The organism is Pseudomonas sp. Irchel s3b2, assembly GCF_900187445.1.
Taxonomy (GTDB): Bacteria; Pseudomonadota; Gammaproteobacteria; order Pseudomonadales; family Pseudomonadaceae; genus Aquipseudomonas.
This window is the reverse complement of record NZ_FYEB01000006.1, coordinates 195,959-208,646: the sequence shown is the minus strand read 5'-3', so window position 1 is coordinate 208,646 and position 12,688 is coordinate 195,959. Positions and strand designations below refer to the sequence as shown.

10 protein-coding genes are annotated in these 12,688 nt (G+C 60.7%); 6 read left to right on the top strand and 4 right to left on the bottom strand.

Annotation, left to right across the window (positions count from 1 at the left end):
• Positions 1-8: 8 nt before the first annotated feature.
• Positions 9-1,244, bottom strand: coding sequence for a 3-(3-hydroxy-phenyl)propionate transporter MhpT (gene mhpT / locus CKW20_RS16145; protein ID WP_095053815.1), 1,236 nt, complete (start codon positions 1,242-1,244; stop codon positions 9-11).
• 334 nt (positions 1,245-1,578) lie between these two features.
• Here mhpT and CKW20_RS16140 point away from each other — a divergent pair, with 334 nt between their 5' ends.
• Complete coding sequence (locus CKW20_RS16140) at positions 1,579-2,889, top strand: OprD family porin (RefSeq protein WP_095053814.1); 1,311 nt, start codon at positions 1,579-1,581, stop codon at positions 2,887-2,889.
• Positions 2,890-2,895: 6 nt separating this feature from the next.
• Here CKW20_RS16140 and CKW20_RS16135 read toward each other — a convergent pair whose 3' ends face one another.
• Positions 2,896-3,384 carry a MarR family winged helix-turn-helix transcriptional regulator gene (locus tag CKW20_RS16135; protein WP_095053813.1) on the bottom strand — a complete coding sequence of 163 codons (489 nt, stop codon included), beginning with the start codon at positions 3,382-3,384 and terminating at the stop codon, positions 2,896-2,898.
• Between the two features lie 213 nt (positions 3,385-3,597).
• Here CKW20_RS16135 and CKW20_RS16130 point away from each other — a divergent pair, with 213 nt between their 5' ends.
• The 4 genes from CKW20_RS16130 to CKW20_RS16115 all read left to right on the top strand — a co-directional run bounded on the left by CKW20_RS16130 (position 3,598) and on the right by CKW20_RS16115 (position 9,035).
• Entirely contained in the window at positions 3,598-4,428 is an 831-nt protein-coding gene (locus CKW20_RS16130; RefSeq protein WP_095053812.1) for a p-hydroxycinnamoyl CoA hydratase/lyase, read from the top strand.
• A 128-nt stretch (positions 4,429-4,556) separates the two neighbouring features.
• Positions 4,557-6,005, top strand: a complete 1,449-nt coding sequence (locus CKW20_RS16125; RefSeq protein ID WP_095053811.1) for an aldehyde dehydrogenase — start codon at positions 4,557-4,559, stop codon at positions 6,003-6,005.
• A 145-nt stretch (positions 6,006-6,150) separates the two neighbouring features.
• The gene (locus CKW20_RS16120) at positions 6,151-8,022 is read left to right on the top strand and encodes a feruloyl-CoA synthase (RefSeq protein ID WP_095053891.1); all 1,872 of its coding nucleotides are present in this window, start codon (positions 6,151-6,153) and stop codon (positions 8,020-8,022) included.
• A gap of 299 nt (positions 8,023-8,321) precedes the next feature.
• Positions 8,322-9,035 carry a GntR family transcriptional regulator gene (locus CKW20_RS16115; RefSeq protein ID WP_095053810.1) on the top strand — a complete coding sequence of 238 codons (714 nt, stop codon included), beginning with the start codon at positions 8,322-8,324 and terminating at the stop codon, positions 9,033-9,035.
• Between the two features lie 12 nt (positions 9,036-9,047).
• Here CKW20_RS16115 and CKW20_RS16110 read toward each other — a convergent pair whose 3' ends face one another.
• Complete coding sequence (locus CKW20_RS16110; protein ID WP_095053809.1) at positions 9,048-9,998, bottom strand: PDR/VanB family oxidoreductase; 951 nt, start codon at positions 9,996-9,998, stop codon at positions 9,048-9,050.
• Positions 9,995-11,041 (bottom strand): aromatic ring-hydroxylating dioxygenase subunit alpha, encoded by a 1,047-nt coding sequence (locus tag CKW20_RS16105; RefSeq protein WP_095053808.1) that lies wholly within the window; start codon positions 11,039-11,041, stop codon positions 9,995-9,997. Before CKW20_RS16105 ends, CKW20_RS16110 begins: the two co-directional genes overlap by 4 nt.
• A 565-nt stretch (positions 11,042-11,606) precedes the next feature.
• Between CKW20_RS16105 and CKW20_RS16100 the strand changes: the two genes are divergently transcribed.
• Positions 11,607-12,674, top strand: a complete 1,068-nt coding sequence (locus CKW20_RS16100; protein ID WP_095053807.1) for a YCF48-related protein — start codon at positions 11,607-11,609, stop codon at positions 12,672-12,674.
• Positions 12,675-12,688 lie beyond the last annotated feature (14 nt).

Genomic DNA, 12,688 nt, shown 5'->3' with positions numbered 1-12,688 from the left:
TGGACCTGTCAGGATTTGTCCGCGACCGGGTTCGTCATGTTGAGCTCGGGTTCCGTCCGCGCTGCCGAACGGGCAATCACGCTGATGATGGTCAGTGCTGCAATCACCAACCCGGGGGAGGTCGCCAGCAATACCCCGGTGGTGCCGGCTCCGGCTGCCAGAATCTGCCCCGCGGCCAAGGGCCCGGCGACTGACCCCAGGCGACCGATGGCCACTGCCGCGCCGACGCCGGTGGCACGCACTGAAGTCGGGTACGACGGCGGTGCCAGGGCGTAAAGCACCAGTTGCGCAGCCATCACAAACAACCCCGCGGCAAACCCGGCGATGCCCATAGGGACAATGCCCACCGACAGGCCGACTCCGGCCAGCGCCACCAGCAACCCGGTATAGACAAACAGCACCACCTTGATGCCGTTGCAGCGATCCAGCAGCAGTCCGCCGAGCAGGGAGCCAAGGGCGCCGCCGATATTGAACAGCATCTGCACCAAGCCAGCCTGGGGTTTGCTGAAACCCTGTTCCAGCAGCAGCGATGGCAGCCAGTTGAGCAACATGTACATCACGGTCAGGGTGAAGAAGTAGCTCAGCCACAGCGCCAGGGTGACGCGGGCCCGGCCTTCGCCGAACAGTGCCTGGCCGGTTGAAGCGCGCACCACGTTGACGGTCCCTTGTTGCTGACGAAAGGCGCTGGATTCGGGCAGCAACAGGATCATCAGCGGTACCACCAGCAACGGCGCGAGACCGCCGATGATGAAGGTCGTCTGCCAATGGTCGGCGAATAGCATGGCGACCACCGCCGCCAGTGCTCCACCCAATGGCACGCCGGCATACATGATGCTGATGGCGGTGCCGCGACGTTGCTCACCGACGGCTTCGGCACACAGGGCGATCAGGTTGGGCAGGGCGGCGCCAAGGCCCAGGCCGGTCATGAAGCGCGCCAGCAGCAGGCCGGAGAAAGTGCTGACATAGGCAGTGCTGAGCGAAAACACGCCGAACAGCAGCACGGCGCCGATGAGGATTTTCTTGCGACCGATGCGATCGGCAATCCAGCCACCGAAGAAGGCGCCCGGCAGCAAGCCGATGATGCCGGCGCTGAACACCCAGCCCATCATTTTCGGGTCCAGGGTAAAAGTTTGGCGCAGGCCCGCGGCGGCAGTGCCGGCGGCCTGCAGGTCGAAGCCTTCAATCAGTGCAACGATAAAACACAGGGCAATGGTCAGCGTCGTACGACGTGATGGGGTATCCATGGCGAACCTCATTATTGTTTTTGTTGGTGTGCTGACGGGTGAGCGCGAGCCTGCTCGCCTCAAGCGATGACAGGCTGGAATTAAGATTAACAAAGATAACTAAAAAATGAACGGCCAAGGTTTTTTGTCAAAAAATGGCGTTAATCTCATTAAAATCAAGGTCATGACGCATTGAGTAAGATGGATCTAAAAATTAGATAATAATATTAATGTTCGGTTATCGGTCATTGTGGATTGACGCCACCCCTCGGCTGTTTCCATTCTCTGGCCTGAGATCCCTGGAACAACCCTGGCGATCCCGTTCAAAAAAAACAACAATAAGTGGACATCGAACATGCCAAAGCTCCCTTGGAACGCCCTTGCGGCGACTTCAGCCTTACCTGTTCGCGCACCTTGCCTGGTCCTGTTGGGCTTGAGTGTGATTGCCACCCCGGCGCTGGCCGAAGGCTTCATCGACGACAGCCATGGCACCTTGACCTTGCGCAATTACTACCTGGATCGCGACTACAAGGATGACGGGGCGAAAACCGCAGCCAGGGAATGGGCTCAGGGTTTCATCATGAATGTGGAGTCGGGCTTTACCCCGGGGGCTGTCGGCTTCGGCCTGGATGCCCGCGGGCTGATGGGGGTGAAGCTGGATTCGTCGCCGGACCGTAGCGGCACCGAGTTGCTGCCGGTGTCCAGCAGCGATAAGCGCGCGGCGGACGAGTATTCGCGCCTGGCCATGACTGCCAAGCTGCGTTTTGCCCAGACCACGGTGAAGACCGGCGATGTGTCGATCTTCCTGCCGTTCGCTTTCGCCAGTCCGTCGCGGCTGCTGCCGCAGACCTTTCGTGGCACCACCCTCAGTTCAAAGGACATCGACGGACTGACCCTCAACACTGGCTACATCGATCGCATCAACAAGCGTGATTCCACTGACTACCAGCCGATGAGCATCGCCTCGCCGAACCGGCGTTTCAATGGCGCGGCCACCTCATCGCACATGGCCTATGTCGGTGGCGATTATCAGGTGACCAAGGACCTCAGCCTGCGCGCCTATCACGCCGAAGTGGCGGACCTTTACCAGCAGAACACCCTGGCCTTGCTGCACAATCAGCAGGTGGGCGAGGGCACGCTGACCACTGATCTGCGCAGTTTTTTCAGCGACGAGGATGGCAGTGCCAAGGCCGGCAAGGTGGACAACCGCAACCTGTCGGCGCTGTTCGGCTACCGCTTTGGTGGCCATCGCCTGAGCCTGGGCTATATGCACGCCAGTGGTGATACGGCGACGCCTTATGTGTCGGGCACCGAGTTGATGGGCATGAGTGAGCTGACCATGAGTTCGGACTTTCTCAATGCCAAGGAGCGGACCTGGCAGGCGATCTACGACTATGACTTCGCCGCCGCCGGGGTGCCCGGCCTGAAGAGCCGGCTGCGTTATGTGCGCGGTGACCATATTGAGCTGACGGCACTGAATGCCGACGACCGCAAGGAGCGGGAATTCCAGATGGAGCTGGGGTATGTGATCCAGAGTGGCCCGCTGAAAAACGTCGGGCTGATGGCGCGCAAGTCGATCTATCGCAATGACTTCCCCGCCGGCGCGGCGTTTCGCGATGAAAACCAGACCCGCTTTCTGGTGCTCTACACCTTGCCGATCTGGTAAGTCGTTTCAGGCCTGATAGACCTTCTTCAGCAGTCGGAGCAATTCGTCGCGTTCGTGGCTGTCGAGGGCGGACGTGGAGTCAAGGTCGCTCTCGGCAGCGATCTGCTTCAATTCCTTGAGCAGCGTCTCGCCGGTCTTGCTGAGAAAAATCCCATAGGAGCGCTTGTCTGGCTTGCAACGCACCCGCACCGCCAGCGCCCGTTCTTCCAGTTTGTTCAGCAGCGGTACTACCTGCGGTGGCTCGATGGCCAAGGCCTTGGCCAGGTCGGTCTGCATCAGCCCGGGGTTTTGGTCGATGATCGCAAGGGCCGAGAACTGCGCCGGCCGCAGATCGTGAGCCGAGAGCCGGCCAATCAGATTCTGGAACAATTTGAGCTGCGCCCGGCGCAAGGCGTAACCGATCAGGTCATCCAGAGCGGAGTCCAGCGGCGCCTGGGTTTCGGCGCTGTCGGCAGGGGCCTCGGGGGCGGCGGCAATCTTGGAAGACTTGGCCATTGCAGGGTGAATCCTCAGGCTAGCGGTTAAGAAGGCTATCTAGTTTGCCGAGATTGGCCGGGGATAGCCATGGTCACTTTCAGATTGCTGAGCTCTGAGCTGATTTCAGGAACAAAAAAACATTCGGTTAATTTTATTAATAGTTAATTGACATAACTATATTTGCGGTTTAGTTTTTGCTCATCTTCAAGCCAAGAACAAGAGAGCATCGCCATGAGCAATTACGAAGGTCGCTGGACAACGGTCAACGTGGAAATCGACGAAGGCATCGCCTGGGTCATCCTCAACCGTCCGGAAAAACGCAACGCCATGAGCCCGACCCTGAACCGCGAGATGATCGACGTTCTGGAAACCCTGGAGCAGGATCCAGCCGCCGGCGTGCTGGTGCTCACCGGTGCCGGTGATTCCTGGACCGCGGGCATGGACCTCAAAGAGTACTTCCGCGAAGTGGACGCCGGCCCGGAAATCCTTCAGGAAAAAATCCGCCGTGAAGCCTCGCAATGGCAATGGAAACTGCTGCGCATGTACGCGAAGCCGACCATCGCCATGGTCAACGGCTGGTGCTTCGGTGGCGGTTTCAGCCCATTGGTAGCCTGCGATCTGGCGATTTGCGCTGATGAAGCAACCTTCGGCCTGTCGGAAATCAACTGGGGCATTCCACCGGGCAATCTGGTGAGCAAAGCGATGGCCGACACCGTGGGCCATCGCCAGTCGCTGTACTACATCATGACCGGCAAGACCTTTGGCGGGCAGAAAGCCGCCGAGATGGGCCTGGTTAACGAGAGCGTACCCCTGGCGCAACTGCGTGAAGTGACAGTCGAGCTTGCGCGTAACTTGTTGGAGAAAAACCCGGTGGTGCTGCGGGCAGCCAAGCACGGCTTCAAGCGTTGCCGCGAACTGACTTGGGAGCAGAACGAAGATTACCTCTACGCCAAGCTCGATCAGTCGCGCCTGCTGGACACCGAAGGTGGCCGCGAGCAGGGCATGAAGCAGTTCCTCGACGACAAGAGCATCAAGCCCGGTTTGCAGACTTACAAACGCTGACATCCGGCGTTGATTCAAGGCGAGCTGGCCGGGCGATCGAGCGTCTGCCAGCTATTCGCCCCGGCGCCCAGGCGCTACTGTGAGCCCCTCGAACGTATTCCCGATAAAGACAATAAAGAGGAATCACCATGCTGGACGTGCCCCTGCTGATCGGCGGCCAGTCGTGCCCCGCCCGAGACGGTCGAACCTTCGAACGGCGTAATCCGGTGACCGGCGAAGTCGTGTCGCGGGTTGCCGCCGCCACCCTGGAAGATGCCGACGCCGCCGTGGCCGCGGCCAAAGCGGCATTTCCCGCCTGGGCGGCCCTGACCCCGAATGAACGACGCACCCGGTTGTTACGTGCGGCCGAGCAGTTGCAGGCCCGCAGCGCGGAATTCATCGCGGCGGCCGGCGAGACCGGTGCCATGGCCAACTGGTACGGTTTCAATGTGCATCTGGCGTCCAACATGCTGCGCGAAGCCGCGTGCATGACCACTCAGATTACCGGCGAAGTCATTCCCTCCGATGTGCCCGGCAGCTTCGCCATGGCCTTGCGTCAACCGTGCGGCGTGGTGCTGGGCATCGCGCCCTGGAACGCCCCGGTGATCCTCGCCACCCGCGCCATCGCCATGCCGTTGGCCTGCGGCAACACCGTGGTGCTCAAGGCGTCGGAACTGAGCCCGGCGGTGCACCGGCTGATCGGCCAGGTGTTGCAGGACGCAGGCCTCGGTGATGGCGTGGTCAACGTCATCAGCAACGCGCCCCAGGATGCCGCAGCGATTGTCGAGCGGCTGATTGCCAACCCGGCGGTGCGTCGGGTCAACTTCACCGGCTCGACCCATGTCGGGCGTATCGTCGGTGAATTGTCGGCGCGTCATCTCAAACCGGCGTTGCTGGAGCTGGGAGGCAAGGCGCCGTTCCTGGTGCTGGAGGATGCCGACCTGGATGCAGCGGTGGAGGCTGCGGCCTTCGGCGCCTTCTTTAATCAGGGACAGATCTGCATGTCCACCGAGCGCCTGATCGTCGATGCCCAAGTGGCCGATGTCTTTGTCGCCAAACTGGCGGCGAAGATCGCCACCTTGCCCGCCGGCAACCCCAATGCCGAAGGTTCGGTGCTCGGTTCGTTGGTGGACAGCAGCGCCGGTGAACGCATCAAGCTGTTGATCGACGATGCCCTCGACAAGGGCGCCACCCTGGTCGCGGGTGGCCGGTTGGAGGGCAGCATTCTGCAGCCGACCTTGCTCGATGGTGTCACCGATGCCATGCGCCTGTACCGTGAAGAGTCCTTTGGCCCGGTTGCGGTGGTGTTGCGCGGCGAGGGCGATGAAGCACTGCTGCGCTTGGCCAACGATTCCGAGTTCGGTCTGTCGGCGGCAATCTTCAGCCGCGATACCGGCCGCGCTCTGGCCCTGGCCCAGCGGGTCGAGTCGGGCATCTGCCATATCAACGGCCCGACCGTGCACGACGAGGCGCAGATGCCCTTCGGCGGGGTCAAGTCCAGCGGTTATGGCAGTTTTGGCGGCAAGGCGTCCATCGAGCAGTTCACCCAATTACGCTGGGTGACCTTGCAGAACGGCCCGCGGCACTACCCGATCTGAGCATCCGCCGCATGTCGGGCGGACGAACGCTTCCGCCCGCGTGCAGGCCAGACATAACAATAACAAGGCTGCAGCCACACGCTGCCATGCCCCGGTTGATCGCTTCCCGGCGGACCGGTGGCATGCCTTGATGGAGGACAAGCACGTGAGTTCCGAATTCAGATCGCCACCCCAGACCGAAACCAACGCGCCGCGTTATCGCCAGGTGTCCATCGGTCAACCTGCGGTCGAGGTCAGCGAAGAGCAGGGCATCCTGCATATGCGCTCTCTGGAACCCTTGGCCGAGTTGCCTGTACGGTTGCTGGATCGCCTGGTGCATTGGGCCCATGTGCGCCCGCAACAGACTTTTATCGCCGCTCGCCAGAACGGCGGCGACTGGCGGCGGGTAAGTTACGCCGAAATGCTGACCAGCGTGCGTGCCATTGCCCAAAGCCTGCTGGGTTACGGGCTGTCGGCCGAGCGACCACTGGCGATCCTCTCGGGCAATGACATCGAGCATTTGCAGATCGCCCTCGGCGCCATGTATGCCGGCATTCCCTATAGTCCGATTTCACCGGCCTATTCGTTGTTGTCCCAGGATTTCGCCAAGCTGCGGCATGTCTGCAATCTGCTGCAACCGGGCCTGGTGTTTGTCAGCGACGCCGCGGCCTATCAGCGGGCGATCGATGCGGTGCTGCCGGCCGAAACGCCGCTGATCACCGTGTGCGGTCAAATTCCTGGCCGCAATCAGGCAAGCTTTGCCAGCCTGCTGGAAAAGCCCGGCGGTGCCGAGGCCGATTGTGCTTTCACGGCTACCGGGCCGGACAGCATCGCCAAATTCCTGTTTACCTCAGGCTCCACCAAGCTGCCCAAGGCAGTGATCACCACCCAGCGCATGCTCTGCGCCAACCAGCAGATGCTGTTGCAGACCTTCCCGGTGTTTGGCGAAGAACCTCCGGTGCTGGTGGACTGGCTGCCGTGGAATCACACCTTCGGCGGCAGTCACAACGTCGGGATCGTGCTGTACAACGGCGGCACCTTTTACCTGGACGATGGCAAGCCGACCGTCCAGGGGTTTGCTGAAACACTGCGCAACCTCACGGAAATATCGCCCACCGCGTACCTCACCGTGCCCAAGGGCTGGGAAGAACTGGTCAATACGCTGGAGCAGAACGAAGAGTTGCGCGAACGTTTCTTCTCGCGCATCAAGCTGTTCTTTTTCGCCGCCGCCGGTTTGTCCCAACGCGTTTGGGATCGCCTGGACCGGGTCGCCGAACAGCATTGTGGCGAACGCATTCGCATGATGGCCGGGCTCGGCATGACCGAGGCGGCACCGTCCTGCACGTTCACCACCGGGCCATTGTCCATGGCCGGCTACATCGGCCTGCCGGCACCCGGTTGTGAAGTGCGGCTGGTGCCGGTGGACGGCAAGCTGGAAGGGCGCTTTCGCGGGCCGCACATCATGCCGGGCTACTGGCGCGCGCCGCAGCAGTCCGCCGAGGTGTTTGATGAGCAGGGTTTCTATTGTTCCGGCGACGCGTTGAAACTGGCCGATGCCGGTAATCCGCAATTGGGGTTGATGTTCGACGGGCGCATCGCCGAGGACTTCAAACTGAGTTCCGGCGTGTTTGTCAGCGTCGGCCCATTACGCAATCGCGCAGTGCTCGAAGGCTCACCCTATGTTCAGGACTTGGTGGTGGCGGCGCCGGACCGCGAGTGCCTGGGTGCGCTGGTCTTCCCCCGGCTGTACGAATGCCGACGTCTGGCCGGATTGAGTGCGGACGCCAGCGATGCCGAGGTCTTGGCCAGCGTGCCGGTGCGAGACTGGTTCGGCGATTGGCTGCAACGGCTCAACCGCGATGCGACCGGTAATGCCAGCCGCCTGGAATGGATTGCGCTACTCGACGAACCCGCCTCCATCGACCGTGGTGAAATCACCGACAAGGGCTCGATCAACCAACGCGCCGTGCTCCAGTGGCGTGCCGACAAGGTCGAGGCGCTGTATCGCGGCGAAGAGCCTTCTATCCTGAGAGCCTAAGATCAAACAATCGCAGCCTTCGGCAGCTCCTGAATGGACCGTGTTCACCCCCGATTATCGGGCCTGGCCCGACTTGTAGGGGCTTGCCAGCGAAGAAAGCCTCATGCCATGCAGCGCCCATGAAAACGCCTTCGCCGGCAAGCCGGCTCCTACGGGTTCGGTGTCGTTCACAGTATCTGTGGAGCTGCCGAAGGCTGCGATTTTTTGATTTTATTTTTAAGCGACCTGACACTCCGCCCCAACGTCTCCTTCGAACCTTGCGTTACTATGGTGACCCACGTTTTCTGGAAGTTGCCTGGATGAGTAAGCCCGGTCAAACGGTGCTGGTCGCGTTGCGCAAGATGATCGCCTCGGGCGAGCTGGCGGCTGGCGAGCGCTTGATGGAAATTCCGACGGCGCAATTGTTCGGGGTTTCGCGAATGCCGGTGCGCATGGCCTTTCGCACGCTGGAGCAGGAAGGCTTGCTGGTGCGTTTTGGCGGGCGCGGGTTTCAGGTGCGTTCGGTCAGCCCCGATGACATTGCCGGTGCGGTAGAAGTGCGGGGCGTACTCGAAGGCCTTGCGGCGCGTCAGACCGCCGAGCGCGGGTTATCGGACGAGGCCCGGGCGACCCTTGAACAGTGCCTGATGCAAGGTGATCAGCTGTTCGACAAGGGATTTGTGACGATCGAGGACCTGGAGGTCTATCACGATCTCAACATGCGTTTTCACGAGGTGATCGTCGAAGGCAGCCACAATCCGGCGATCGCCGACGCCCTGGCGCGCAACGACCACTTGCCGTTCGCGTCGGTGACCGCCCTGGCCGTGGACCGCAACGACATGGTCCGGGAATACCGACGCTTCAACTACGCTCACATGCAGCACCATTCGGTGTTCGATGCCCTGGTCAATCGTCAGGGGGCGCGTGCCGAAGCCATCATGCGCGAGCACGCCAATGCCACATTGCGTTATGCCGAGATCTTCGGCTCGGCGGCGGCCGACGAGCGGATGAAGGTCATTCTCCGCCCGGAATAGGCGCGGTTTTCTTCAGATGTCCAGCACCAACAGCGGCGTTTTCGAGCGCGAGCAGCAAGGAGTGAACTGGTCGTTGCAGGCCTGTTCATCCTCGGTGAGGAACAGGTCACGGTGTTCCGGCACGCCCTCCAGAACCCGAGTCAGGCAAGTGCCACAAATACCCTGTTCGCAGGAAATGGCGATCTCGATGCCCTGGTTTTGCAGCACCTGCACCACGCTCTTGTCGGTCGGCACCTCGAAGACCTGACCGCTGCTGGCGACCTTGATCGAGAAACTGCCATCGGCGTCAGTGTCGATGGGGTTGGCGGCGAAGTACTCGCGGTGCAGGCATTGTTCCTGCCAGCCTTTGGCCTTGGCCGTGTCCAGTACATGCTGCATAAAACCGCCGGGGCCACACACATATAAATGAACGTCATTCTGAGGCGTGGCCAGGACCTTGGCCGCGTCCAGCGCAGTGTCGGGTTCCTGATCGAAATGCAGGAACACCCGGTCGGCAAAAGGCGAGTGTTGCAGGCGTTCGACAAAGGCCGCACGGTCCCGTGATCGGGCACAGTAATGCAGCTCGAAATCCGCGCCGCTGTGGGCCAGGCGTTCGGCCATGCACAAGATCGGCGTGATCCCGATGCCGCCAGCAAACAGCAAGCTGCGCCTGGTTTCATGAGCCAGCGCAAACAGGTTGCGCGGCTCACTGATAGACAGCCGCGTGCCGGGGTGGATCTGCTCGTGCATGGTCAGCGAACCACCGCGAGAGGTCGGATCCTTGAGCACGCCGATCAGGTAGCGATGGCGTTCTTCAGGGTGGTTGCACAGGGAGTATTGTCGGACCAAACCGCCAGGCAGGTGCACATCGATATGCGCACCGGCGCTGAAGGCCGGCAGCGGTCGGTCATCGACACTGACCAGCTCGTAGCTGCAGATGTCCTGGGCTTCGTTGTTGCGGGATACCACCAGCACTTCGATCATGCCATTGACTCCTGCGGCGCTTGTTCCTTCGCGATCAGGCGTTCCAGAACCCGGCGTGACTGCACGCCGCCGGCGTCAATATTGAGCTTGAGCAAGTTGCGGCGGGGGTGACTGAGCAGGTTCTGTTGCTGGCGTTCGAGCATCTCCAGGTCCTCGCTGAAAATCTTGCCCTGACCTTCGCGAATGCTCGCGGTCAGAGCTTGATCCTGCGGATTGAAATTGCGCGCCATGCCCCAGAAGTACCAGATCGAGGTTTCGGTTTGCGGCGTGATGAAGTCGACGACGATGCTCGATGCCTTGAACTGCTGGGGGGCGTGATAACCGCCTTTGCCGGCATGGGCCACGCCGACTTCGATCAGCACATGACTAGGCGGGGTGAAGCGGCAGATCTGCCAGCGATCCACCGGCACATCGTCGGCCAGATTGTTGCCGCGCAGAGCCATGCGCCAGAAGGGCGGGGCCATGATGTTTTCCATGTGGCGGGCGGTGACCACCTCATCGCCGTCGACCGTGGTCACTGGCGGTGCTTCATCGATTTCCTTTTGGCCGATGCTGGACGCATGAACGTAGGTTTCGTGAGTCAGGTCCATCAGGTTGTCGATCATCAGGCGGTAATCGCACTGGATATGGAACAGACCGCCGCCATAGGCCCACTCGTCGCTGACTGCCCATTCCAGGTGGTGGATCAGCGCCGGGTCGGCCAACGCCTGATCGCCAGGCCAGACCCAGATAAATCCGTAGCGCTCGACCACGGCGAATGTTTTGTTGCACGGAAAGCCGCGAACCCGCTGCCCGGGCATTTCCACGGTCTTGCCGTCGCAGCCCATCACCAGGCCGTGATACCCGCACACCAGGTTGCCGTTTTCCACGTAGCCCAAGGACAGCGGAGCGCCGCGATGGGGGCAGAAGTCCTCGACAGCCGCCACTTTGCCTTCGTGCCCGCGATAAAAAACCATCTTCTCACCACAGATCTGACGGCCCAGCGGTTTGTCGGCGATTTCATCGGGCGTACAGGCGACGTACCAGGTGTTCTTGGGGTACATGGAGATTCTCCAAGGTTGTTTTTTGTTATTTAGTGGATCCATTAGTGGTGATTCATGAGGTGGATGTCAAATTAATTCTACTTAATAATGATTTAATGGATCCACTGATGGGTTGAGGACCTCTGCTAAAACCAGTCAGTCAAGCGCGGAATCTGTAGGAACGGAGGTGCGGCGATCCGACTTGCCCGCGAAGACGAAGGTGCAGTCAATATTGATGTGGCCTGATATACCGCTATCGCGGCATGGGTTTCACTGCCGGCCTTGGTGTTTTTGGATTGCATATCCGTTTCTGCGGTAACGGATATGTACCCAAACCCAAACCCAAATCACCCCTCCGAATACCTCCTCATTCATCCACAACCCATATCCCCTCCAGTTAACAAAACATAACGTGGCGTCGATTGTCAGACCTTTCCAAACCCCGATAGGATAAGCCAGCTTCCGAAGGGGCTCTGGATTGCGGGTTTCAGGACTATGCTCTGGAATAGGGCAATCCCGATGAGCACCCCTTACGGCGCCCTGAAGGGTTGAACGACCTAACAATAATAATGTGGGGGTAAGGTCTATGAGTGAGCCTGTCATGGGTGTGAGTATTTGCCGCCCGCCGGCGTTACGCAGGTTCGCGTTGCTGGCTACAGCGCTCTCGCTGTTGGGCTGTACGGTGCTGTCGGCGCCTGCGCTGGCCGCTGCCGCGTCGGCCTCCGACGTGGTCTATTCCGTTGAATCCGCCAAGGCCAGCAAAGGCCTGATGCTCGATGTCGTACACGCTGGCAAACGCCTGGTGGCGGTCGGCGATCGCGGGCACATTCTATATTCCGATGACCAGGGCGCGACCTGGACCCAGGCCAAGGTGCCGACCCGGCAATTGCTGACGGCGGTGTTTTTTGTCGATGACAAACACGGTTGGGCTGTCGGCCATGACGCGCAGATCCTCGCCAGCGAAGACGGCGGTATCACCTGGACCAAACAATTCGAAGACCTGAAACGCGAATCGCCGTTGCTCGACGTCTGGTTCAAGGACGTTGACAGCGGCTTTGCCGTAGGCGCTTACGGTGCCTTGCTGGAAACCACCGACGGCGGTAAAAACTGGGAAGACGCCAGTGATCGCCTGGACAACGAAGACCAGTACCACCTCAACGCCATTGCCGCGGTCAAGGATTCCGGCATTTTCATCGTCGGCGAGCAGGGCAGCATGTTCCGCTCCGCCGATGATGGGCAGACCTGGGAAAAGCTTGAGGGCCCCTACGAAGGCTCGCTGTTCGGTGTGATCGGCACTGCGCAACCGGCCACTCTGCTGGCCTATGGGTTGCGCGGCAATCTCTACCGTTCCACCGATTTCGGCAGCACCTGGGAGCAGGTCGAGCTCAAGGCTGCACGCGGCGCGCTGGAGTTCGGCTTGTCCGGCGCCACGCTGCTCGATGACGGTTCCATCGTGATCGTCGGCAATGGCGGCAGCATCATTCGCAGCACCGACGATGGCGAGACCTTCAGCGTGTTCAACCGCCCGGACCGCATCTCTGTCTCGGCGGTCACGGCGGCAGGCAACGGTAATCTGATTCTGGCAGGACAGGGCGGCGTTCGCGTCACTACGCCAACTGGCGCAGAGAATGGAAAAAACGGGTCGTCCAAATGAGCCGGGCAAATAAT